Genomic DNA, 22852 nt, shown 5'->3' with positions numbered 1-22852 from the left:
GCTCCTTGTTGGACGTGAACAACTTCGAATACATGAAGATCGGGCTGGCATCTCCCGATAAAATTCGATCGTGGTCCCGCGGAGAAGTTAAAAAACCGGAAACTATCAACTATAGGACGTTGAAGCCGGAGAAAGAAGGGCTCTTCTGCGAGAAGATTTTCGGACCGACGAAGGACTGGGAATGCCATTGCGGTAAATATAAACGGGTACGTTACAAAGGTGTCGTCTGCGATCGCTGCGGCGTCGAAGTAACGCGCTCCAAAGTGCGCCGTGAGCGGATGGGCCATATTGAGCTCGCTGCTCCGGTATCGCACATCTGGTATTTCAAAGGGATTCCTAGCCGGATGGGCTTGGCGCTCGATATGTCGCCTCGTTCGCTGGAGGAGATCATTTATTTCGCATCCTATGTCGTAACAGATCCAGGCGATACGCCGCTTGAGAAGAAACAGCTGCTGTCCGAGAAGGAATATCGCAGCTATCGTGAGAAGTATGGCTATGGCTTCCAAGCAGGAATGGGTGCAGAAGCTGTTAAGAAGCTGCTTCAAGATATCGATCTGGAGAAGGAGCTCGAAACGCTGAAAGAAGAGCTTCGTACGGCTCAAGGGCAGCGCCGCAACCGTGCGATTAAGCGTCTGGAAGTTATCGAAGCTTTCAAGAGCTCGGGTAACCGTCCGGATTGGATGATTCTCGACGTACTTCCGGTCATTCCGCCGGAGCTTCGTCCGATGGTTCAGCTCGACGGTGGACGCTTCGCAACGTCCGACCTGAATGATCTCTATCGTCGTGTTATTAATCGGAACAACCGTCTGAAGCGTCTTCTTGATCTGGGCGCTCCGGACATTATCGTGCAGAACGAGAAGCGGATGCTGCAGGAAGCTGTCGACGCGTTGATCGACAACGGCCGTCGCGGCCGTCCAGTTACGGGCCCGGGCAACCGTCCGCTTAAATCGCTCAGCCATATGCTTAAAGGTAAACAAGGACGTTTCCGTCAAAACCTGCTCGGTAAACGGGTTGACTATTCCGGCCGTTCCGTTATCGTCGTAGGACCTTACCTTAAGATGTATCAATGCGGTCTGCCGAAAGATATGGCGCTTGAGCTGTTCAAGCCTTTCGTTATGAAAGAGCTTGTGAACAAAGGTCTTGCGCATAATATCAAGAGCGCGAAGCGCAAAGTCGAACGTGTAAGCGCGGAAGTATGGGACGTTCTCGAAGAAGTCATTAAGGAGCATCCGGTTCTGCTGAACCGTGCACCGACGCTTCACCGTCTTGGTATCCAAGCGTTCGAGCCGATTCTTGTTGAAGGTAAAGCGATTCGTCTGCATCCGCTCGTCTGTACGGCGTACAACGCTGACTTTGACGGTGACCAGATGGCTGTTCACGTTCCGTTGTCGGCAGAGGCGCAAGCGGAAGCACGCCTGCTGATGCTTGCATCGGGTAACATTTTGAACCCGAAAGACGGTAAGCCAGTCGTAACTCCGTCCCAGGATATGGTTCTCGGCAGTTACTATCTGACTTTCGACAACAAGAACGCCAAAGGCAGCGGCCTCGTCTTCGCATCGGTTAACGAAGCGGTATCCGCGTACCAGCGCGGCGCGGCTGAGCTCCATGCTCGCGTGTTCATTCCTGCTCGTGTGCTGGGCAAGAAGTCGTTCACCGAGCAACAGCAGAACGCGCTTTTATCGACTACAGTCGGTAAAATCATTTTCAATGAAATTTTCCCGGATACGTTCCCGTACATCAATGAAGCTTCCAAAACGAATCTTCTGAACGGAACGCCGGATAAATATTTCGTATACGAGAAGGGCGCTGACCTGCAGGCGTTCTCGGACGCTCTCCCTATGGCTGCGGCAGTAGGTAAAGAGTATCTCGGTAACATCATTGCAGAATGCTTCCGCGTCTATGAGACGACGAAAACGTCGATGATTCTTGACCAAATCAAGAAGCTTGGCTTCACGTATTCGACGCGTGCCGGCATTACGGTGGCAGTAGCGGACGTTACGATTCCAGCTGAGAAAGTGGACATCATGGCGGAATCCGATGAGAAGGTTAGATTGGTAACGAACCAATATCGCCGTGGTCTCATTACGGACGAGGAACGTTACGACCGTGTCATTGAAATTTGGAGTAAAGCAAAAGACCGTGTAACGGACGCACTCATGAAATCGATGGAACGCACGAACTCGATCATGATGATGGTGGACTCCAAAGCACGGGGTAACAAATCGCAGATTACGCAGCTTGGCGGTATGCGCGGTCTGATGGCTACACCGTCCGGCCGGATTTTTGAAATTCCGATTAAATCGAACTTCCGTGACGGTCTGTCCGTTCTCGAGTACTTCATCTCGACGCACGGTGCACGTAAAGGTCTTGCCGATACGGCGCTTCGGACAGCGGACTCGGGTTATTTGACCCGCCGTCTCGTCGACGTTGCTCAGGACGTTATCGTTCGCGAAGACGACTGTGGAACGGATAAAGGCTTTACTGTCAGCCAGATCCGCGACGGCAAAGAGGTTATCGAGGATCTGTACGATCGTATTGAAGGTCGTTACTGCTTTGAGACTGTACGTCACCCAGTGACGCGCGAGATCATTGCCCGCCGTAACGAGTTGATCGATTCGAATAAAGCGGAGCAGATCGTCGCTGCAGGTGTCGAGCAGCTTCAAATCCGTTCCGTACTCAGCTGCCGCGCACGTCATGGCGTCTGCAAAATGTGCTATGGCCGCAACCTGGCAACGGGCAAATTCGTTGAAATCGGCGAAGCAGTCGGCATCATCGCTGCTCAATCGATCGGTGAGCCAGGCACGCAGCTCACCATGCGTACATTCCATACCGGCGGCGTTGCCGGCGACGATATTACGCAAGGTTTGCCGCGTATCCAAGAGCTCTTCGAGGCGCGTAACCCGAAAGGTCAAGCGACGATCAGTGAAATTGACGGCGTCGTTAAAGAAGTTCGGGATGCGAAGGATCGCCGCGAGATCGAGGTGCAAGGCGAAGCTGAGACGAAAGTATACAGCGTACCTTACGGTTCCCGTCTGCGCGTAAGCGAGGGCGTGAAGCTTGATGCTGGTGATGAGCTGACGGACGGTTCGATCGACCCGAAAGAGATGCTGCGCATCAAAGGTATCCGCGGCGTGCAGAACTATATTCTTCAAGAGGTTCAACGCGTATACCGGAACCAAGGTGTAGAAATCAATGACAAACACGTCGAAGTTATGATCAAGCAGATGCTTCGCAAAATCCGCATCGTCGATGCGGGCGATACGCCGCTTCTGCCTGGCTCGTTCGTCGACATTCATGAATATGAGGCAGCTAACCGTACCGCAATTCTTGCCGGCCTTGAGCCAGCTGTTGCGAAGCCGGTTCTCCTCGGTATTACGAAAGCGTCTCTTGAGACGGATTCGTTCCTGTCGGCCGCATCGTTCCAAGAAACGACGCGCGTATTGACCGACGCAGCCATCAAAGGTAAAGTCGACCAATTGCTCGGTCTGAAAGAGAATGTCATTATCGGCAAGCTCATTCCGGCTGGTACAGGTATGACTCGTTATCGGAACATTCGCTTCGCAGGCTTGGAAGAGGAAGTGACCGAGAACGACAACGCGGAAGAGAATCAATCAGTTGCGATTGAATCTTAATCGTCGTTAACAATTGGAAGTTTAGAAGTATACGGAAGCTGTAGACGGAGCGGAAGGCTTTTACGGTTCTACCGACGTCTACAGGTTCCGTTTCTTATGAATAGCCTTAATTTTACAGTAATATTTTATGAATTATTGAAGTGATTCGCCTTGACACGAATAGGCGTCAGGTGCTAATATATCGAAGTGTGCCTGTTTGTGTAATCCCTGTCCGCTTGGATGAAGAAAGGTGATTGCATGCAGTACAAGATCGGCACGAAGCAAACGACGAAGATGGTAGAGCTATGCAAAGCCGTACTCGTCTATGTCGCTCAAGATGCAGATCCGCGAATGACGGACCGTATCGTCCGGTTATGTGGAGAGAAAGGGATTGAAGTCGCATGGGTGAAGACGATGAAGGATCTCGGAGAAACCTGCGGGATCGATGTCGGAGCTGCGATGGCAGCGGTCGTACCAGACTCTTCAGATAACGAATAGAGAATCGTTATTTTTGTCGGCAGTTTGTTTTATGATGGACGGGCTGACAGAAATTTTTCTTTGTTTCTTTATGAATCGCCTGGATCTGTGGGCTTAATGTTAGCAAGATCATAAGCGGTACAAATATGGGAAGGGGGTGGCAACATGCCAACAATTAACCAATTGGTCCGTAAAGGCCGTCAAGCGAAAGTCGTTAAATCGAAATCGCCAGCTCTGCAAAGAGGTTTCAACGCACTGAAACGTGAAGCTACGAACATCAGCGCTCCTCAGAAGCGCGGTGTCTGCACTCGTGTAGGTACGATGACTCCGAAAAAACCGAACTCCGCACTCCGGAAATATGCTCGTGTACGTCTGACGAACAAAATCGAGGTAACAGCATACATCCCAGGTATCGGTCACAACCTGCAAGAGCACAGCGTCGTACTGATCCGTGGTGGTCGTGTAAAAGACCTTCCGGGTGTACGTTATCACATCGTTCGCGGTGCGCTTGATACTGCAGGTGTCAACAACCGTAAACAAGCTCGTTCCAAATACGGTACGAAACGTCCGAAAGATAAAAAGTAATAAAGTAATGCTGATTTCGATGTAACTCAGGAATGGGTAGATTCGAAAGAGGCAGAATAATTGATTAAAGAAGAAAGGGGGACATCCTCATGCCACGCAAAGGTCCTGTAACGAAACGTGATGTGCTGCCGGATCCGGTTTATAACAGCAAACTGGTAACGCGCCTCATCAACCGTATTATGATCGACGGCAAACGCGGCGTTGCTCAAACGCTGCTGTATGATGCTTTTAAATTGATTCAAGAACGTTCGGGTAAAGATCCGATGGAGGTTTTTGAAGCAGCGCTTAAAAACATCATGCCTGTCCTTGAAGTTAAAGCTCGCCGCGTAGGCGGTTCCAACTATCAAGTACCGATCGAAGTGAAGCCAGAGCGCCGTACGTCGCTTGGTCTTCGTTGGCTCGTAAACTACGCTCGCAACCGCGGTGAGAAAACGATGGTTGAACGTCTGGCTGCTGAAATTCTGGACGCATCGAACAACACGGGTGCAGCTGTTAAGAAACGCGAAGACACGCACAAAATGGCAGAAGCTAACAAAGCGTTCGCACACTATCGTTGGTAGGATACACAATCGTATAACTGGAAGGAGACAAGATCATGGCAAGAGAGTTCTCCTTGAAAAATACGCGTAACATCGGGATCATGGCGCATATTGATGCGGGTAAAACGACCACTACTGAACGGATCCTGTTCTATACAGGCCGTACCCACAAAATCGGCGAGGTGCACGAGGGTGCGGCGACGATGGACTGGATGGAGCAAGAGCAGGAGCGCGGCATTACGATTACGTCTGCTGCGACGACGGCTCAGTGGAAAGGTCATCGCATCAATATTATCGACACCCCAGGTCACGTTGACTTCACGGTTGAAGTTGAACGTTCCCTGCGCGTATTGGACGGGGCTGTCGGTGTATTCAGTGCAAAAGAAGGCGTTGAGCCTCAGTCCGAAACCGTATGGCGCCAAGCTGACCGCTATGGCGTACCGCGGATCGCATATGTTAACAAGATGGACATCATCGGTGCAGACTTCCTCAATGTCGTTAATGACATGCGCGAGCGTCTGCAAGCGAATGCCGTTGCGATTCAATTGCCAATCGGTGCCGAGAATGACTTCATCGGCATGATCGATATCATTGAGCGCAAAGCGTATAAATATAAAGATGACCTTGGCAAAGAGCCTGAAGTCATCGATATTCCTGCGGAGCTGGCTGACAAAGTCGAAGAGCTTCGTACGGATTTGGTTGAGAAAGTCGCAGAACTCGACGAAGAACTGACGATGAAGTACCTCGAAGGCGAAGAAATCACGATCGAGGAACTGAAAGCAACGCTCCGCAAAGGCGTTTGTGAAGTTAAGATCTTCCCGGTTGTATGCGGCTCCTCGTACCGCAACAAAGGCGTACAGCTGATGCTGGACGCAGTAGTCGACTACCTTCCTTCTCCAGTTGATGTTCCTGACATTAAGGGGACACTGGAAGATGGCACGGAGACGACGCGTAAATCGTCAGACGATGAGCCGTTCTCAGCGCTGGCATTCAAGATCATGACCGACCCGTTTGTTGGTAAGTTGACGTTCTTCCGCGTATATTCCGGCGTTCTGAATTCCGGTTCGTACGTTATTAACGCAACGAAAAACAAACGTGAACGGATCGGCCGTATCCTTCAGATGCATGCGAACAGCCGTCAAGAGATTACCGAAGTATACTCCGGTGACATCGCGGCTGCAGTAGGTCTGAAAGATACGACGACTGGCGACACGCTGTGTGACGAGAAGCATCCGGTAATTCTTGAGTCCATGAACTTCCCTGAGCCTGTTATCCAACTCGCGGTTGAGCCTAAGACGAAGGCTGACCAAGACAAGATGGCTATCGCTCTTCAGAAGCTGGCTGAAGAAGATCCAACGTTCCGCGCTCACACGGACGAAGAAACCGGCCAAACGATCATCGCGGGTATGGGCGAGCTTCACTTGGAGATCCTCGTAGACCGTATGCTTCGTGAATTTAAAGTTGAAACGAACGTAGGCGCTCCTCAGGTTGCTTACCGTGAGACGTTCAGAACTGCTGCTAAGGTAGAAGGTAAGTTCGTTCGCCAATCCGGCGGCCGTGGCCAATTTGGTCATTGCTGGGTTGAGTTCGAACCACAAGAGCCAGGCGCAGGCTTCACGTTCGAGAATAAAGTCGTCGGCGGTGCTATTCCACGTGAATACATTGCTCCAATCCAAGCGGGTATCGAAGAAGCGATGAAGAACGGTGTCCTCGCCGGCTTCCCGATGGTCGATATCAAAGCTACGGTATTCGACGGCTCGTACCATGACGTCGACTCCTCGGAGATGGCGTTTAAAATCGCAGGTTCGATGGCTCTCAAAGCAGCGAAGGACAAATGTGATCCAGTACTGCTCGAGCCAATCATGAAAGTCGAAGTTAGCGTTCCGGAAGAATACATGGGTGACGTAATGGGTATGCTCAGCTCCCGTCGCGGCCGCATCGAAGGTTCCGATACGAAACACGGCTCCCTGATCGTTCGTGCGAAGGTACCTCTTGCAGAAATGTTCGGCTACTCGACGGTTCTCCGTTCGGGTACGCAAGGACGCGGCGTATTCTCGATGGAGCTCTCCCACTATGAGGAAGTTCCACGCTCGATCGCCGAGGCTATTATCTCGAAGAACAAAGGCGCTTAAGCTTAACGTTCCCAGGGTAATCGCTTAATATAAGGTTTACATGGTTGTCTTGCGGCTTGCGCGACGATTCGTAAGCCGCGGATACTACCACATACACAACATCAAATTTATTTATTTAAGGAGGCACAAGTTCAATGGCTAAGGCTAAATTTGAACGTAATAAACCGCACGTTAACATTGGTACGATCGGTCACGTCGACCACGGCAAAACGACGCTGACGGCAGCAATCACGACGGTTCTGTCGAAAAAATACGGCGGTGCAGCAGTAGCATTCGACCAAATCGACAAAGCTCCAGAAGAGCGCGAGCGCGGTATCACGATCTCGACAGCTCACGTTGAGTATGAGACGCCTAACCGTCACTACGCTCACGTTGACTGCCCAGGTCACGCCGACTACGTTAAAAACATGATCACGGGTGCAGCACAAATGGACGGCGCTATCCTCGTCGTATCCGCAGCTGACGGCCCAATGCCACAAACGCGTGAGCACATCCTGCTCTCCCGCCAAGTAGGCGTACCTTACATCGTCGTATTCCTGAACAAATGCGACATGGTTGAAGACGAAGAGCTCCTCGAGCTCGTAGAGATGGAAGTTCGCGACCTTCTTAACGAGTATGAGTTCCCAGGCGACGACACGCCAATCGTGCGTGGCGCAGCTCGTGAAGCTCTGCAAAACCCAGACGGCGAATGGGCAGACAAAATCGTCGAACTGTTCGAACACATCGATACGTACATCCCTACGCCTGAGCGCGACACGGACAAACCTTTCCTCATGCCAGTCGAGGACGTGTTCACGATCACGGGCCGTGGTACGGTTGCTACGGGTCGCGTAGAACGCGGTACGATCAAAGTATCCGACGAGGTAGAAATCATCGGTCTGCAAGAAGAAATCAGAAAATCCGTTGTTACGGGCGTTGAAATGTTCCGTAAACTGCTTGACTCCGCTCAAGCAGGCGACAACATCGGTGCACTGCTTCGTGGTGTTGACCGTAAAGACATCGAGCGTGGTCAAGTCTTGGCTAAGCCAGGTTCCGTTAAACCACACACGAACTTCACGGCTTCCATCTACGTTCTGACGAAAGAAGAAGGTGGCCGTCACAAGCCTTTCTTCACGGGCTACCGTCCACAATTCTACTTCCGTACAACGGACGTTACGGGTATCATCAACCTGCCAGAAGGTACGGAAATGGTAATGCCAGGCGATAACGTTACGGTTACGGTTGAACTGATCGCTCCAATCGCTATCGAAGAAGGTACGCGTTTCGCTATCCGCGAAGGCGGCCGTACGGTAGGCGCTGGCGCAGTTGCAACGATCCAAAAATAATGCCGGACGGCGGTAACGCCGTTACGCGTTAATGAAAGCCTCAAGTCATTTTGACTTGAGGCTTTCTGCATGATTCATGCTTATTAATCAGGCAGCTGGATCGTACGTTAATTAAGATTAATTAAAAGTAAAGCGGTAATCGAACTAATGCCATTTATAGTTATTGCAATTAATCTTCTGAATGAGGTATAGTTGCATATGGATTAAGGAACGGTCAACATGAGAAGATGCAGATACAACATTGACGGCGTATTGCATGAAATGGAATCGTTCGAATGAATAACTTTATGTTGCATTCGCCCGTTTATTCCGATATAATATTGAATGTTGGTCTGTGACGTTGCGATGATGTGAGAGGTTGCCGACACACCCGGCCCCTTTGCCATGGGGCACGTGCTCGGGTTTTCTCACGGAGTATGTCCGATAAAAAATTGGGCGATAGAAGGAGGGACTCATATGGCAAAGCAAAAGATTCGTATTCGCTTGAAAGCATACGATCATAGAATTCTTGACCAATCCGCTGAGAAAATCGTGGAAACAGCAAAGCGTTCCGGTGCAGGTGTATCCGGTCCGATTCCGCTTCCTACGGAAAAGCAAATCATCACCGTTCTCCGCGCGGTACACAAGTACAAGGATTCCCGGGAGCAATTCGAAATGCGTACACACAAGCGTCTGATCGATATTGTAAACCCAACGCCGCAAACGGTTGATGCACTGATGCGACTCGACCTGCCATCCGGTGTAGATATCGAAATTAAACTGTAAGACCTAAATGATAGAGTAACAAAGGAAAAGAGGTGTCAACATGAAAGGTATCTTAGGTAAAAAACTTGGCATGACGCAAGTGTTCACGCCTGAAGGTAACGTTATTCCTGTAACGGTTATCGAAGCTGGTCCGAACGTCGTCCTGCAAAAGAAAGACCAAGAGAATGACGGCTACGAAGCTGTTCAGCTTGGTTTTGTGGATAAGAAAGAAAAGAACGCAACGAAGCCGGCAATCGGCCATGCGAAAAAAGCCAATACGGCTCCTAAGCGCTACATTCGTGAAATTCGCGGTATTAACCTCGGCGAATATGAAGTTGGCCAAGTGATTAAGGCTGACCTGTTCACGGAAGGCGAATTTGTTGACGTAACGGGCGTTTCGAAAGGTAAAGGATTCCAAGGCTCCATTAAACGTTGGGGACAAAGCACGGGTCCTATGTCCCACGGCTCGCGTTATCACCGTGGTCCAGGTTCGATGGGTTCCATCCAAGCGAACCGCGTACCTAAAGGTAAACACCTGCCAGGTCACATGGGTTCCGAAACGGTCACGATCCAGAACCTCGAAGTTGTGCGCGTAGATGCAGAGCGCAACGTCATTCTGGTTAAAGGTTCGGTTCCAGGTCCTAAGAATGCACTCGTTAAAGTCAAATTGACAGTGAAGAAATAATCGTTTCTAAAGAAAGGAGGAACTAGCTATGCCTAAAGTAGCTCTTTACAACGTGAGCGGCTCGCAAGTAGGCGAAGTTGAGCTCGCGGACAGCGTATTCGGTATCCAACCGAACACGCACGTACTGCACAGCGCAGTGCTTCTGCAACAGGCTGCAGAACGCCGCGGTACGCACAAGACTAAAGGACGTTCGGAAGTTCGCGGCGGCGGCCGCAAGCCTTGGAAACAAAAAGGCACGGGTCGTGCTCGTCAAGGCTCGATTCGCGCTCCGCAATGGGTTGGCGGTGGTACGGTATTCGGACCGACTCCACGCAGCTACGCATTCAAGCTTCCAAGAAAAGTTCGCCGTCTGGCGATCAAATCGGCTCTGTCCACGAAAGTGATCGGTAACGAAATCGTCGTTCTGGATCAACTGACGATGGCAGCTCCAAAAACGAAGGAATTCGCAGCTATCCTGAACAACCTGAAGGTGGCTCGCAAAGCGCTCGTAGTTACGGCTAACTATGAGGACAACGTAGCGTTGTCGGCGCGTAACATTCCGGGTGTGAAGTTTGTTGCAGCGGACGGCATTAACGTGCTTGACGTACTGCAGCATGACAAGCTGATCATCACGAAAGAAGCCGTAGAGAAAGTTCAGGAGGTGCTTGCGTAATGAAAAACCCACGCGATATTATCAAGCGCCCGGTTATTACGGAACGCACCAGCGACTTCATGGCTAACAAACGTTATGTCTTTGAAGTTGACATCCGTGCTAATAAAACGGAAATCAAAAGCGCAGTCGAGCAAATCTTCAAAGTGAAGGTCGACAGCGTGAACACGTTGCGCGTACCGGCTAAACCGAAGCGTTATGGCCGTCATAACGGATATACATCTGAATGGAAAAAGGCGATCGTTCAACTGAGCGCTGACAGCAAAGAGCTCGAGTTCTTCGAGGCGTCTGTATAACTTGAAGATAGGAGGGAAACCAAGTGCCAATTAAGAAGTATAAACCGACATCTCCGGCACGCCGCGCTATGTCCGTCTCGACATTCGAAGAGATCACGACAAGCGTACCGGAGAAATCGTTGCTTGCTCCGCTTTCGAAGAAAGCAGGCCGCAACAACCAAGGTAAAATTACGGTTCGTCACCATGGCGGCGGACACAAACGTAAATATCGCATCATCGACTTCAAACGTAACAAGGATGGCATTGTTGGCCGCGTAGCGACGATCGAGTACGATCCAAACCGTACGTCGAACATCGCATTGATCAACTATGCAGACGGCGAGAAACGTTACATTATCGCGCCTAAAGGTCTGAAAGTTGGCGACCAAGTTATGTCCGGCCCAGAAGCGGATATCAAGATCGGTAACTCGCTGCCGCTTGAGAACATTCCGGTCGGTACTGTTATCCACAACATCGAGCTGAAGCCTGGCAAAGGCGGACAACTCGTGCGTGCAGCAGGTACGGAAGCTCAATTGCTCGGTAAAGAGGATGAGTACGCAGTTATTCGTCTGACGTCCGGCGAAACGCGCCGTATTCTCAAGAAGTGCCGCGCTACGGTTGGTACGGTAGGCAACGAAGATCATGAACTCGTGAAAATCGGTAAAGCAGGCCGTTCCCGTTGGCTCGGCAAGCGTCCTGAAGTTCGCGGTGTCGTCATGAACCCGAATGATCACCCGCACGGCGGTGGCGAAGGCCGCGCTCCAATCGGTCGCAAATCGCCAATGTCCCCATGGGGCAAACCGACGCTGGGCTTCAAAACCCGCAAGAAGAAAAAAGCTTCGAGCCAATACATTATTCGTCGCCGTACGAAGTAATGAGTGCTTGATGAGATCTGCGTGACGGGTGACCGTCACGCGCACGTTAAGTGAAGGGAGGATCATCCATGGGTCGCAGTTTGAAGAAAGGTCCGTTTATCGACGGTTACCTGCTCAAGAAAGTTGAAGAGCTGAACGCAGCGAACAAGAAAGTCGTGATCAAGACGTGGTCCCGTCGCTCGACTATTTTCCCACAATTCATCGGCCATACGCTGGCTGTGTATGACGGTCGTAAACACGTACCGGTATACGTTACGGAGGACATGGTCGGACATAAGCTAGGCGAGTTCGCACCAACGCGTACGTACAAAGGCCACAGCGACGATGATAAGAAAACGGGTCGCCGTTAATTAACGGCTTGACTCTACGTTACGAGAGGAGGTTCATCCATGGCACAAGCGAAAGCGCAACTTAATTTCGTTCGTATCGCACCTCGTAAGGCCCAACTCGTCGTTGATTTGATTCGCGGCAAGAAGGTCGGCGAAGCGATCGCGATTTTGCGTCACACGCCAAAATCCGCTTCCCCAATCGTGGAGAAGCTTCTGAACTCCGCAATTGCCAATGCGGAGCATAACTACCAGCTGGACGTTAACAAGCTGGTTGTCGAGCAAGTATATGTGAACCAAGGTCCTACGTTGAAACGGTTCCGTCCGCGCGCAATGGGCCGCGCAAGCCGTATCAATAAACGTACGAGCCATATCACTTTGATCGTATCCGAGAAATAAGGAGGGAAAACGTGTGGGTCAAAAGGTAAATCCGAACGGTCTCCGTGTGGGGATCATCCGGGATTGGGAATCCAAATGGTTTGCTGGTAAAGATTTCGGCGATCTTCTTATCGAAGACGTCAAAATTCGTGACTTCCTGAAAAACAAGCTGAAAGACGCAGCCGTTTCCCGCATCGAGATCGAACGTGCAGCTAATCGCGTCAACGTAACGATCAATACGGCGAAACCAGGCATGGTCATCGGCAAAGGCGGTTCGGAAGTTGAAAACCTCCGCAACCAACTGGCTAAAATCACGAACGGCAAAAAAGTTCATATTAACATTACGGAAATTAAACAAGCTGATCTGGACGCTATCCTCGTAGCAGAGAGCATCGCACAACAGCTTGAGCGCCGGACTTCGTTCCGCCGCGCACTGAAACAAGCGATCCAACGCACGATGCGTGCGGGCGCTAAAGGTATCAAAACGTCGGTTAGCGGTCGCCTCGGCGGCGCAGAGATCGCACGTACGGAAGGTTACAGCGAAGGTACAGTTCCGCTTCACACGCTGCGCGCTGACATCGATTACGGCACAGCTGAAGCGCACACGACGTACGGCCGCATTGGCGTAAAAGTGTGGATCTATCGCGGTGAAATCCTTCCAACTGCTAAGAAGAAAGCTGCTACGGAAGGAGGCAACTAAACATGTTGGTACCAAAGCGCGTCAAACACCGTAAGCAACAACGCGGTAACATGAGAGGTAGAGCAAAAGGCGGTACGGAAGTCGCTTTCGGCGAATACGGTCTTCAAGCTCTTGAGCCATCATGGATTACGAACCGTCAAATCGAAGCGGCTCGTATTGCAATGACTCGTTACATCAAACGTGGCGGTAAAGTGTGGATCAAGATCTTCCCTCACAAACCAATTACGCAAAAGCCGCTTGAAGTACGGATGGGTAGCGGTAAAGGTAACGTTGAGAAATGGGTAGCGGTTGTTAAACCAGGTAAAATCATGTTCGAGCTTGCCGGCGTTCCGGAAGAAGTCGCACGTGAAGCAATGCGCCTCGCTGCTCACAAACTCCCTGTTAAGACGAAGTTCGTGAAACGCGAAGAAGTGGGTGGTGAAGCAAATGAAAGCTAGTGAATTTCGCAACCTAACCTCTGCAGAGATTGAACAAAAAGTCGCAGGCTTCAAAGAAGAACTTTTCAACCTTCGTTTCCAATTGGCAACGGGTCAGCTGGACAATCCGACTCGCATTCGTGATGTGCGGAAGGAAATAGCTCGTGCCAAAACCGTTTTGCGTGAAAGAGAACTCGGAATCAGCGGTTAATATTCACACTGCGGATAAGCCGACGATATGGCTTAAGGAAGGAGGAAGAACATGAGCGAACGCAATGCCCGCAAGGTTCAAATCGGCAAAGTAGTTAGTGACAAAATGGACAAAACGATCGTGGTTGCTGTTGAAACGTACAAAAAACACGAGTTGTACCATAAACGCATTAAGTACACGAAAAAATTCAAAGCGCATGATGAGAACAATCAGGCGAAAATCGGCGACGTCGTGAAAATCATGGAGACTCGTCCGCTTTCCAAAGACAAGCGCTTCAGACTCGTAGAAATCGTTGAAGAAGCGGTTATCCTTTAAGATACGGTCTATCGTGTAATGAGCATTTTTCCGAAAGGAGGACGTACAAATGATTCAACCATTTACGCGTTTGGCTGTTGCTGACAACTCCGGCGCTAAAGAACTGATGTGCATTCGCGTGCTTGGCGGCACGGGACGTCGTGTTGGCCACATCGGAGACCTGATCATCTGCTCCGTCAAACAAGCAACACCAGGCGGCGTTGTCAAAAAGGGCGACGTGGTTAAAGCTGTTATCGTTCGTACGAAACGTTCGGTTCGTCGTAAAGACGGTTCTTACATCGCATTCGACGAGAACGCAGCGGTAATCGTGAAGGAAGATAAGAGCCCACGCGGCACACGTATCTTCGGACCAGTTGCTCGTGAGCTTCGTGATAAAGACTTCATGAAGATCGTCTCGCTCGCACCGGAAGTTATCTAATTGCCCGCGCCGCGCGCTGCGCGAGGGTGAAATATAAGTAAGTGATCAAGCATGCAGGAGGTGTACTCATGCCACGTCTCAAAAAAGTTCTTGAATCGCACAACAACAAGCTTCACGTGAAGAAAGACGATAACGTCATCGTTATCAGCGGTAAAGACAAAGGTAAAAAAGGCCGCGTTATCGCAGCTTACCCTCGTGAAAACCGTGTCCTGGTCGAAGGCGTAAACATCGTGAAGAAGCATACTCGTCCGTCCCAAGCGAATCCGCAAGGCGGAATCATCGAGCAAGAAGCTCCGATTCACGTATCGAACGTTATGCACATTGATCCGAAGAGCGGTAAAGTAACGCGTATCGGTTACAAAGTGCTCGACAACGGCAAAAAAGTCCGGATTGCTAAACGGTCCGGCGTTGAGATCGACTAATTGATCCGAGACGGAAAGGAGGTCCATTGAATCATGGCAGCAAGATTGAAAGATCGTTACCTGAACGAAATTACACCTGCTCTGATGCAGAAGTTTAACTATACGACAGTAATGCAAGTGCCAAAAATCGAGAAGGTCGTCATCAACATGGGTGTCGGCGAAGCGGTTGCGAACTCGAAGGTTTTGGACTCTGCAGTAGCTGAGCTTCAATTGATCGCTGGTCAAAAGCCAGTTATCACGCGTGCTAAGAAGTCGATCGCAGGCTTCAAGCTTCGTGAGAATATGCCTATCGGGGCGAAAGTAACGCTGCGCGGCGAGCGCATGTATTACTTCCTCGACAAACTGTTCAACATCACGCTTCCGCGTGTACGCGACTTCCGCGGTGTTTCGACGAAAGCATTCGACGGTCGTGGTAACTACACGCTGGGCTTGAAAGAACAAGTGATCTTCCCAGAGATCGAGTACGATAAAGTTGATAAAGTTCGCGGTATGGACATCGTTATCGTTACGACGGCCAAAACGGACGAAGAATCTCGTGAGCTGCTCACCCAACTGGGCATGCCGTTCACGAAGTAATCCACGGGAGGTGTTTACCAAGTGGCAAAAACTTCGATGAAAGTGAAACAGCAGCGTACTCCGAAGTTCAAAGTGCGTGCATATACGCGCTGCGAGCGCTGCGGTCGTCCGCATTCCGTATTGCAAAAGTTTAAAATTTGCCGGATTTGTTTCCGTGAGTTAGCATATAAGGGCCAGATTCCTGGCGTCAAAAAAGCAAGCTGGTAATCAGTCTTAGTTCGGGAAGGAGGTTCACATAAATGGTTATGTCTGATCCGATCGCAGATATGCTGACACGTATTCGCAATGCGAATGTCGTTCGTCACGAGACCGTGGAAATGCCTGCTTCGAAAGTGAAGAAGCAAATCGCTGAGATTTTGAAACGCGAGGGCTTTATCCGCGATGCAGAATATATCGATGATAACAAGCAAGGGATCATCCGTGTTTTCCTGAAATACGGAGCGAACAACGAGCGCGTAATCACGGGTCTGAAACGCATTAGCAAACCAGGTCTTCGTGTTTACACGAAATCGAATGAAATCCCACGTGTACTTGGTGGTCTCGGTATCGCCATCATTTCCACGTCCAAAGGGATTATGACCGATAAAGAAGCTCGTCAGTCGAAAGCTGGCGGCGAAGTCGTCTGCTACGTTTGGTAATAACTCGTCAACGATTGGAGGTGTAACGAATGTCCCGTATTGGTCGCAAACCGATCGCTGTTCCAGCTGGTGTTAGCATCAGCCTGAACGACAGCATCATCACTGTAAAAGGACCGAAAGGCACGCTGTCCCGCGCTCTGCACAAAGACATGAAAGTCACTGTTTCGGAGAACGAGATCGTGGTTGAACGTCCATCTGATAATAAACTGCACCGCTCCCTGCACGGAACGACGCGTAGCGTCATTTCGAACATGGTTAGCGGTGTAACGGAAGGTTTCGCAAAAACGCTTGAGCTCGTCGGCGTAGGTTACCGTGCGAATAAGACTGGCGATAAAGTCGTCCTTAGCGTAGGTTACTCTCACCCTGTTGAGTTTGCTCCTGACAAAGGCATCGAGTTCGAACTGCCGTCCCAAACGAAAATTATCGTTCGCGGCATCGACAAAGAGCTTGTTGGTGCAACGGCAGCGAAAATCCGTGCGGTACGCGAGCCAGAGCCTTACAAAGGCAAAGGTATCAAGTACGAGAACGAACGTATCCTCCGCAAAGAGGGTAAAGCAGGTAAGAAAAAATAAGCCGCTTAACAACCGGCTTATCCCGATAGCTTCATAAGGCAAACGGAAAGGAGTGTATTCCGAATGATTACGAAGGGCGATAAAAACAAAGCTCGTCTGAAACGTCACCTGCGTGTACGTAAGAAAATCAACGGTACGACGGCGCGTCCGCGTTTGTCCGTATTCCGTTCTTCGAAACATATGTATGCACAGCTGATCGATGACGTCAATGGCGTAACGATCGCTGCAGCATCTACGATGGATAAAGAAATTACGGGCATCGGCAACGGCGGTAACGTTGAAGCGGCTAAGAAAGTCGGCGAACTGATCGCAGCTCGCGCTAAAGCGAAAGGCGTATCTGCAGTCGTTTTCGATCGCGGCGGTTACCTGTACCACGGACGGATTCAAGCACTGGCTGAAGCAGCTCGTGAAGCAGGGCTCGAATTCTAATCTAATTTTCTAATAAGGAGGTAAAACGACTTGCGTGTAGATCCGAATACGTTAGAACTGACAGAGAAGGTTGTTCACATCAACCGTGTATCCAAAGTAGTTAAAGGCGGACGTCGGTTCAGCTTCAGCGCACTGGTTGTTGTCGGCGACGGCAAAGGCTATGTAGGCGCTGGTATCGGTAAAGCTGCCGAGGTTCCAGATGCAATTCGCAAAGGTATCGAAGACGCGAAGAAAAATCTGGTACACGTTCCACTCGTGGGAACGACGATCCCGCATCAAGTCATCGGCCACTTCGGCGCTGGCGAAGTTCTTCTTAAGCCTGCTTCCGAAGGTACCGGTGTTATCGCAGGCGGCCCGGTTCGTGCGGTGCTCGAACTTGCTGGTGTAGGCGATATCCTGACGAAATCGCTTGGTTCCTCGAACTCCATGAACATGGTTAACGCGACGCTTGAAGGCCTTTCCCGCCTGAAACGCGCTGAGGACGTGGCGAAGCTTCGCGGTAAAACCGTGCAAGAGCTTCTGGGTTAAGGAGGAAAACACGATGGCGAAATTGCAAATTACGCTTGTTCGCAGCCTGATCGGCCGTAACGAGAAACAACGCGCTACGGTTGAATCGTTTGGTCTGCGCAAGCTTCACCAATCGGTTGTCCTGAACGACAGTCCGGCTATTCGCGGCATGGTTAACGCTGTTAGCCACCTCGTTAAAGTCGAAGAAGTATAACTTCCCGAACGTTTCTAATAGGCAAACCAATTAAGGAGGTGCTACGAACGATGAAACTGCATGAGCTTCAACCTGCAGAAGGCTCCCGTAAAGAGCGCAAGCGCGTCGGTCGCGGTATCGGTTCCGGTAACGGCAAAACGGCTGCTCGTGGTCACAAAGGTCAAAACGCTCGCTCCGGTGGCGGCGTTCGTCCTGGCTTCGAGGGCGGTCAAAACCCATTGTACCGTCGTCTTCCGAAACGCGGCTTTAACAACCCATTCCGTAAGGAATATGCGGTTGTCAACATTGAAGAATTGAATAGCTTTGCAGCAGGAACGGAGGTTACTCCAGAAGTTCTTCTGGAGAAAGGAATCGTCAAGAATCCACAGAGCGGCATTAAAGTTCTCGGTAACGGCGAAATCAAGGTTCAACTGACTGTTAAGGCGAACAAATTCTCTCAATCTGCGGTAGAGAAAATCCAGGCTGCCGGCGGTAAAACCGAGGTGATCTAATGTTCAAGACGGTGTCCAACATTTGGAGAGTGGAAGACCTTCGTAAGAAGATCCTATTTACCCTTTTCATCTTGCTTGTTTACCGAATCGGTTCGTTTATCCCGGTTCCGAATATTAATACGGATGTGTTCAAGCAAGTCAATGCAGGTCAAGACCTGTTTGGCTTACTGAACACGTTCTCGGGCGGCGCATTGTTTAACTTCTCGATCTTCGCGATCGGGATTATGCCTTACATTACTTCCTCGATCATCGTGCAGCTCCTGTCGATGGACGTTATTCCGAAATTTACGGAATGGGCGAAGGAAGGCGAGAATGGTAAACGTAAGCTTGCGCAAATTACCCGTTACGGCACAATCATCCTTGGTTTGATCCAAGGCTTTGGTACGGCTGTGGGCTTTAACCGTAAGTATGCTTACGAGATGGTCATTGATGCTTCGTTTGCGACGTACGCGATGATCGCTATCGTCTTGACAGCTGGTACAGCTTTCTTGATGTGGCTCGGTGAGCAAATAACAGAGCGCGGTATCGGCAACGGTATCTCGATTCTGATCTTCGCGGGTATCATTGCAGGTATCCCTGGAGCCATTCGCGATATGTACGCTTCAGAATTCGAAAACCCAGGTGACATGCTCTTCTGGAACATTCTGAAGGTCGTGCTGATCGTACTGGTAGTAATCGCGATTATCGTGGGCGCTATCTTCGTTCAGCAAGGCATCCGTAAAATTCCGGTTCAATATGCTAAACGCGTAGTAGGACGGAAAATGTATGGAGGACAGTCGACGCACATTCCGCTGAAGGTTAACGGCGCAGGCGTTATCCCGGTAATCTTCGCGATCTCGCTGCTCATGTTCCCTGTTACGATAGCACAGTTCTGGGCTAACAAGGACTGGGCGCAATGGGTTATCGAGAATCTGATGTACGACATGCCGCTTGGCATGGTATTGTATGTCATCTTGATCATCGGCTTCACTTTCTTCTATACCTTTGTTCAAATCAATCCGGTGCAAATGGCGGATCAGATGAAGAAGAACGGCGGTTATATCCCAGGCATTCGTCCGGGTAAGCCAACTGCTTCGTACATTACGAAAGTAATGACTCGTCTCACGCTGGCGGGCGCTCTCTTCCTCTCGGTGATTTCATTGCTTCCGGTTGCTTTCAGCAAAGCGGCTGACCTGCCACAAAGTGTTAGTTTGGGCGGAACTTCGCTCCTGATCGTCATCGGTGTCGCACTCGACACGATGAAGCAAATTGAGAGCCAGTTGATCAAACGTCACTACAAAGGGTTTATTAATAAATAAGATAGGTTCATATCGGGTTCCGGGCGCATGCGCATACGGATCCCGAACGGGCCTATTGTGCTTAAAGCGAGGAACACAGAATGAACATTCTATTCATGGGACCTCCAGGAGCCGGCAAAGGGACACAAGCTGAACGTATTGTCGATCAATTTGCGATACCGCACATTTCGACAGGTGATGCTTTCCGTCTTGCCATGAAACAAGGAACGCCCCTCGGACAAAAAGCTAAAGAGTACGTCGACCAAGGAAAGCTCGTTCCGGATGAGATTACGAACGGAATCGTTCGCGACCGGCTATTGCAGGACGACTGCTCCAAAGGTTTTCTGCTCGATGGCTTCCCACGCACGCTGCAGCAAGCCGAAGCGCTTGATGCTATGCTTGCGGAGATGGGCCGCTCGATCGACCATGTCATTAACTTGAAGGTCGACCGCGGATTGCTGCTTGCCCGTCTTACGGGCCGCCGCATTTGCAAATCGTGCGGATCCACGTACCACGTCTTGAATAACCCGCCGAAACAAGAAGGCGTCTGCGATAAGTGCGGAGGCGAACTGTATCAGCGCTCGGATGACAACGAACATAGTGTTGGAACGCGTCTGGACGAGTACAGCTCTAAGACTGCACCACTGCTTACGTATTACGAAGGCAAATCGCTGCTTCGCGAAGTTGACGGGGAACAGGATATTGATGCTGTAACTGCTGAGATTGCTTCTATTCTGCGGGGTTCACGCTAATGATCATTTGCAAGTCGGAAGCGGAGCTACGTCTGATGAGGGAAGCAGGGCGGATTGTCGCCGACACGCATCGGCTGTTGAAACAATCATTACAGCCCGGTATTACGACCCATGAGCTGGATCAGATTGCCGAGAAGTATATTCGAAGTCGTGGCGCCGTTCCATCTTTTAAAGGTTACAATCAATTTCCTGGCAGCATATGCACATCTGTTAACGATCAGCTGGTGCATGGCATTCCGGGCAATCAGAAGCTGGCGGATGGAGACATCATCAGCATCGACATCGGTGCACAATATCAAGGCTACCATGGCGACTCCGCATGGACGTACGGCGTAGGTAACATTTCTGATGAAGTGCAGCGGCTGCTCGATGTGACGGAACAATCTCTATACGCTGGGCTGGAACTGATTAAGCCGGATGTTCGACTTTATACGATATCGCATGCCGTACAGAAGGTTGTTGAGAACGCGGGGTTCTCGGTAGTTCGTGAGTATGTCGGTCACGGCATCGGCACGAAGCTTCACGAAGAACCACAAATTCCGAACTATGGCATACCTGATCGAGGACCGCGTCTAAAACCAGGCATGGTTCTTTGCATCGAGCCGATGGTCAACATTGGTGAACGGTATGTTCGAACGTTAGAGGACAACTGGACGGTCGTCACGGTCGACGGCTCGTGGTGCGCGCATTTCGAGCATACAGTCGCCGTAACGGAAGATGGTTATGAGATCCTAACCCAATCGGACGCCAAGGCGGGTTGATGCACGTGGATGCGTTGCCGCAGATCGGTCAGATCGTATTCGTGCTTCGAGGCAAGGATGAAGGCGGTTATGCGGTCATAATCGGTATCGTCGACGATCGCTTTGTCTTAATCGCCGATGGCGATAAGAAGAGGTTCGATCGGCCGAAGAAGAAGAACATCGCGCACCTTGAGCTGCAGCCGGTCGTCAGCAACGAAGTGGTAAACAGCATGAGAGAGACCGGCCGGGTGACGAATGCTAAGCTGCGCTACGCGATTGAGAAGTTCGTGCAAGCGAAAGGAGAATGACGGTGGCTAAGGAAGACGTCATTGAAGTCGAAGGTACGGTAATCGAGCCGCTACCTAATGCAATGTTCAAGGTTGAGCTGGAGAACGGACATCAAATTTTGGCTCACGTATCGGGTAAGCTGCGCATGCATTTTATCCGGATTCTTACGGGAGATAAAGTAGTGATCCAGCTGTCGCCGTATGATTTATCTAGAGGACGCATTACCTATCGGAAGTAAGCCTTTCGTGCTTGCGCCGAAGGATTCGGGAGGTAATCACAATGAAGGTTAGACCTTCGGTTAAGCCTATCTGCGAGAAATGCAAAGTCATTCGTCGCAAAGGCAACGTTATGGTGATTTGTGAAAATCCTAAACACAAACAAAAACAAGGCTAGTTAAAGGAGGGGAACAAGGCATATGGCACGTATTGCTGGTGTTGACTTGCCGCGTGACAAACGCGTTGAGATCGCGCTTCAATATATCTTCGGTATTGGCCAAACGACGGCTAAGAAGATTCTTGCAGCGACTAACGTTAACGCAAATACTCGCGTTCGTGATCTGACGGAAGACGAAGTAAGCCGTCTTCGTGAAACGATCGACAAAACGGTTAAAGTGGAAGGCGACCTCCGTCGTGAAATTTCGCTTAACATTAAACGTCTGATCGAAATCGGCTGCTACCGTGGTGTTCGTCATCGTCGTGGACTGCCAGTTCGCGGTCAACGTACGAAAACGAATGCTCGTACGCGTAAAGGTCCTCGTCGTACTGTAGCGAATAAGAAGAAATAAGAAGGGAGGATAACAGACAATGGCTAAACCTAAAAAAGTCGTACGTACTAAACGCCGCGACCGTAAAAACGTTGATTCCGGCGTAGCGCACATCCGCTCGACGTTCAACAACACGATCGTAACGATCACGGATCCGCACGGCAATGCAATCTCTTGGGCAAGCTCCGGTAACCTCGGCTTCAAAGGTTCCCGTAAAAGCACGCCTTTCGCAGCACAAATGGCTGCTGAAACAGCTGCCAAAGCTGCAATGGAGCATGGCATGAAAGTTGTCGAAGTTATGGTTAAAGGACCAGGTGCTGGCCGCGAAGCGGCAATCCGCTCCCTGCAAGCTGCTGGTCTCGAAGTTAACCTGATTAAAGACGTAACGCCTGTTCCGCACAACGGTTGCCGTCCACCAAAACGTCGCCGCGTATAATTCAGCTCCTCGCTGTGGTATCAAATTACAGCAACTTGTGAATAATGGTTGTGAAGGTTTGGCATACTACAAGATTCGACTGAATA

At 50.4% G+C, this 22852-nt stretch carries 35 protein-coding genes; all 35 read left to right on the top strand.

Annotation, left to right across the window (positions count from 1 at the left end; all coding sequences use genetic code 11):
* The first annotated feature begins 5 nt into the window (after positions 1-5).
* The 35 genes from rpoC to rpsK all read left to right on the top strand — a co-directional run bounded on the left by rpoC (position 6) and on the right by rpsK (position 22766).
* A complete protein-coding gene (rpoC, locus tag PXY01_RS18250) occupies positions 6-3632 on the top strand; it encodes a DNA-directed RNA polymerase subunit beta' (RefSeq protein WP_127571915.1) in 3627 nt (1208 codons plus the stop codon).
* Between the two features lie 237 nt (positions 3633-3869).
* Positions 3870-4109, top strand: coding sequence for a ribosomal L7Ae/L30e/S12e/Gadd45 family protein (locus PXY01_RS18245; protein ID WP_127571913.1), 240 nt, complete (start codon positions 3870-3872; stop codon positions 4107-4109).
* A 144-nt stretch (positions 4110-4253) separates the two neighbouring features.
* Positions 4254-4673 carry a 30S ribosomal protein S12 gene (gene rpsL / locus PXY01_RS18240; protein WP_127571911.1) on the top strand — a complete coding sequence of 140 codons (420 nt, stop codon included), beginning with the start codon at positions 4254-4256 and terminating at the stop codon, positions 4671-4673.
* 89 nt (positions 4674-4762) lie between these two features.
* Positions 4763-5233: a 30S ribosomal protein S7 gene (gene rpsG, locus PXY01_RS18235; RefSeq protein WP_127571908.1), complete on the top strand. Its 471-nt coding sequence runs from the start codon at positions 4763-4765 to the stop codon at positions 5231-5233.
* Between the two features lie 35 nt (positions 5234-5268).
* A complete protein-coding gene (gene fusA / locus PXY01_RS18230) occupies positions 5269-7344 on the top strand; it encodes an elongation factor G (protein WP_127571906.1) in 2076 nt (691 codons plus the stop codon).
* Positions 7345-7478: 134 nt separating this feature from the next.
* Positions 7479-8669, top strand: a complete 1191-nt coding sequence (tuf, locus tag PXY01_RS18225) for an elongation factor Tu (RefSeq protein ID WP_127571904.1) — start codon at positions 7479-7481, stop codon at positions 8667-8669.
* 456 nt (positions 8670-9125) lie between these two features.
* The gene (gene rpsJ, locus PXY01_RS18220) at positions 9126-9434 is read left to right on the top strand and encodes a 30S ribosomal protein S10 (RefSeq protein ID WP_006037947.1); all 309 of its coding nucleotides are present in this window, start codon (positions 9126-9128) and stop codon (positions 9432-9434) included.
* 40 nt (positions 9435-9474) lie between these two features.
* Positions 9475-10098 (top strand): 50S ribosomal protein L3, encoded by a 624-nt coding sequence (rplC, locus tag PXY01_RS18215; protein ID WP_127571902.1) that lies wholly within the window; start codon positions 9475-9477, stop codon positions 10096-10098.
* Positions 10099-10126: 28 nt separating this feature from the next.
* Positions 10127-10750, top strand: a complete 624-nt coding sequence (rplD, locus tag PXY01_RS18210; protein WP_127571900.1) for a 50S ribosomal protein L4 — start codon at positions 10127-10129, stop codon at positions 10748-10750.
* Positions 10750-11043 carry a 50S ribosomal protein L23 gene (rplW, locus tag PXY01_RS18205; RefSeq protein ID WP_127571898.1) on the top strand — a complete coding sequence of 98 codons (294 nt, stop codon included), beginning with the start codon at positions 10750-10752 and terminating at the stop codon, positions 11041-11043. The genes rplD and rplW overlap by 1 nt, the downstream gene beginning before the upstream one ends.
* Positions 11044-11066: 23 nt before the next feature.
* Positions 11067-11897: a 50S ribosomal protein L2 gene (rplB, locus tag PXY01_RS18200; RefSeq protein WP_127571896.1), complete on the top strand. Its 831-nt coding sequence runs from the start codon at positions 11067-11069 to the stop codon at positions 11895-11897.
* Positions 11898-11965: 68 nt separating this feature from the next.
* Complete coding sequence (rpsS, locus tag PXY01_RS18195; protein WP_127571894.1) at positions 11966-12247, top strand: 30S ribosomal protein S19; 282 nt, start codon at positions 11966-11968, stop codon at positions 12245-12247.
* Between the two features lie 39 nt (positions 12248-12286).
* Positions 12287-12622, top strand: coding sequence for a 50S ribosomal protein L22 (gene rplV / locus PXY01_RS18190; protein ID WP_127571892.1), 336 nt, complete (start codon positions 12287-12289; stop codon positions 12620-12622).
* Between the two features lie 13 nt (positions 12623-12635).
* On the top strand, positions 12636-13301 hold the full coding sequence (rpsC, locus tag PXY01_RS18185) for a 30S ribosomal protein S3 (protein ID WP_127571890.1): 666 nt from the start codon (positions 12636-12638) through the stop codon (positions 13299-13301).
* 2 nt (positions 13302-13303) lie between these two features.
* Complete coding sequence (gene rplP / locus PXY01_RS18180; protein WP_127571888.1) at positions 13304-13738, top strand: 50S ribosomal protein L16; 435 nt, start codon at positions 13304-13306, stop codon at positions 13736-13738.
* Positions 13728-13928 carry a 50S ribosomal protein L29 gene (rpmC, locus tag PXY01_RS18175; RefSeq protein ID WP_127571886.1) on the top strand — a complete coding sequence of 67 codons (201 nt, stop codon included), beginning with the start codon at positions 13728-13730 and terminating at the stop codon, positions 13926-13928. The genes rplP and rpmC overlap by 11 nt, the downstream gene beginning before the upstream one ends.
* Positions 13929-13979: 51 nt before the next feature.
* Entirely contained in the window at positions 13980-14243 is a 264-nt protein-coding gene (gene rpsQ / locus PXY01_RS18170; RefSeq protein ID WP_127571884.1) for a 30S ribosomal protein S17, read from the top strand.
* 49 nt (positions 14244-14292) lie between these two features.
* The gene (gene rplN, locus PXY01_RS18165; RefSeq protein WP_127532419.1) at positions 14293-14661 is read left to right on the top strand and encodes a 50S ribosomal protein L14; all 369 of its coding nucleotides are present in this window, start codon (positions 14293-14295) and stop codon (positions 14659-14661) included.
* 68 nt (positions 14662-14729) lie between these two features.
* Positions 14730-15083, top strand: coding sequence for a 50S ribosomal protein L24 (gene rplX, locus PXY01_RS18160; RefSeq protein WP_127571882.1), 354 nt, complete (start codon positions 14730-14732; stop codon positions 15081-15083).
* A gap of 33 nt (positions 15084-15116) precedes the next feature.
* Positions 15117-15659, top strand: a complete 543-nt coding sequence (gene rplE / locus PXY01_RS18155; RefSeq protein ID WP_127571880.1) for a 50S ribosomal protein L5 — start codon at positions 15117-15119, stop codon at positions 15657-15659.
* Positions 15660-15680: 21 nt separating this feature from the next.
* Positions 15681-15866, top strand: a complete 186-nt coding sequence (locus PXY01_RS18150) for a type Z 30S ribosomal protein S14 (RefSeq protein WP_013312154.1) — start codon at positions 15681-15683, stop codon at positions 15864-15866.
* Positions 15867-15898: 32 nt separating this feature from the next.
* Positions 15899-16297 carry a 30S ribosomal protein S8 gene (gene rpsH, locus PXY01_RS18145; protein ID WP_127571878.1) on the top strand — a complete coding sequence of 133 codons (399 nt, stop codon included), beginning with the start codon at positions 15899-15901 and terminating at the stop codon, positions 16295-16297.
* Positions 16298-16326: 29 nt separating this feature from the next.
* Positions 16327-16869, top strand: a complete 543-nt coding sequence (rplF, locus tag PXY01_RS18140) for a 50S ribosomal protein L6 (RefSeq protein ID WP_127571876.1) — start codon at positions 16327-16329, stop codon at positions 16867-16869.
* Between the two features lie 63 nt (positions 16870-16932).
* Positions 16933-17298 (top strand): 50S ribosomal protein L18, encoded by a 366-nt coding sequence (gene rplR / locus PXY01_RS18135; RefSeq protein ID WP_127571874.1) that lies wholly within the window; start codon positions 16933-16935, stop codon positions 17296-17298.
* Positions 17299-17328: 30 nt separating this feature from the next.
* On the top strand, positions 17329-17826 hold the full coding sequence (gene rpsE / locus PXY01_RS18130) for a 30S ribosomal protein S5 (RefSeq protein ID WP_127571872.1): 498 nt from the start codon (positions 17329-17331) through the stop codon (positions 17824-17826).
* 13 nt (positions 17827-17839) lie between these two features.
* Positions 17840-18019, top strand: a complete 180-nt coding sequence (gene rpmD, locus PXY01_RS18125) for a 50S ribosomal protein L30 (RefSeq protein WP_127571870.1) — start codon at positions 17840-17842, stop codon at positions 18017-18019.
* Positions 18020-18069: 50 nt separating this feature from the next.
* The gene (rplO, locus tag PXY01_RS18120) at positions 18070-18510 is read left to right on the top strand and encodes a 50S ribosomal protein L15 (RefSeq protein WP_127571868.1); all 441 of its coding nucleotides are present in this window, start codon (positions 18070-18072) and stop codon (positions 18508-18510) included.
* Complete coding sequence (gene secY, locus PXY01_RS18115) at positions 18510-19808, top strand: preprotein translocase subunit SecY (protein ID WP_127571866.1); 1299 nt, start codon at positions 18510-18512, stop codon at positions 19806-19808. The genes rplO and secY overlap by 1 nt, the downstream gene beginning before the upstream one ends.
* 80 nt (positions 19809-19888) lie before the next feature.
* Entirely contained in the window at positions 19889-20539 is a 651-nt protein-coding gene (locus tag PXY01_RS18110) for an adenylate kinase (protein WP_127571864.1), read from the top strand.
* Positions 20539-21300, top strand: coding sequence for a type I methionyl aminopeptidase (gene map / locus PXY01_RS18105; RefSeq protein WP_127571862.1), 762 nt, complete (start codon positions 20539-20541; stop codon positions 21298-21300). The genes PXY01_RS18110 and map overlap by 1 nt, the downstream gene beginning before the upstream one ends.
* Entirely contained in the window at positions 21300-21587 is a 288-nt protein-coding gene (locus tag PXY01_RS18100; protein ID WP_127571860.1) for a KOW domain-containing RNA-binding protein, read from the top strand. The genes map and PXY01_RS18100 overlap by 1 nt, the downstream gene beginning before the upstream one ends.
* Positions 21588-21589: 2 nt before the next feature.
* Positions 21590-21805 (top strand): translation initiation factor IF-1, encoded by a 216-nt coding sequence (gene infA / locus PXY01_RS18095; protein WP_015847200.1) that lies wholly within the window; start codon positions 21590-21592, stop codon positions 21803-21805.
* A 41-nt stretch (positions 21806-21846) separates the two neighbouring features.
* Positions 21847-21960 (top strand): 50S ribosomal protein L36, encoded by a 114-nt coding sequence (rpmJ, locus tag PXY01_RS18090; protein ID WP_003333770.1) that lies wholly within the window; start codon positions 21847-21849, stop codon positions 21958-21960.
* Between the two features lie 22 nt (positions 21961-21982).
* Positions 21983-22351 carry a 30S ribosomal protein S13 gene (rpsM, locus tag PXY01_RS18085; protein ID WP_127571858.1) on the top strand — a complete coding sequence of 123 codons (369 nt, stop codon included), beginning with the start codon at positions 21983-21985 and terminating at the stop codon, positions 22349-22351.
* A gap of 19 nt (positions 22352-22370) precedes the next feature.
* Positions 22371-22766, top strand: a complete 396-nt coding sequence (gene rpsK, locus PXY01_RS18080; protein ID WP_127571856.1) for a 30S ribosomal protein S11 — start codon at positions 22371-22373, stop codon at positions 22764-22766.
* Positions 22767-22852 lie beyond the last annotated feature (86 nt).

Source organism: Paenibacillus xylaniclasticus (genome assembly GCF_004001065.1).
Lineage (GTDB): Bacteria > Bacillota > Bacilli > Paenibacillales > Paenibacillaceae > Paenibacillus_T > Paenibacillus_T xylaniclasticus.
The sequence above is the reverse complement of the archived record's forward strand: the minus strand, read 5'-3'. Positions and strand labels throughout refer to the sequence as shown.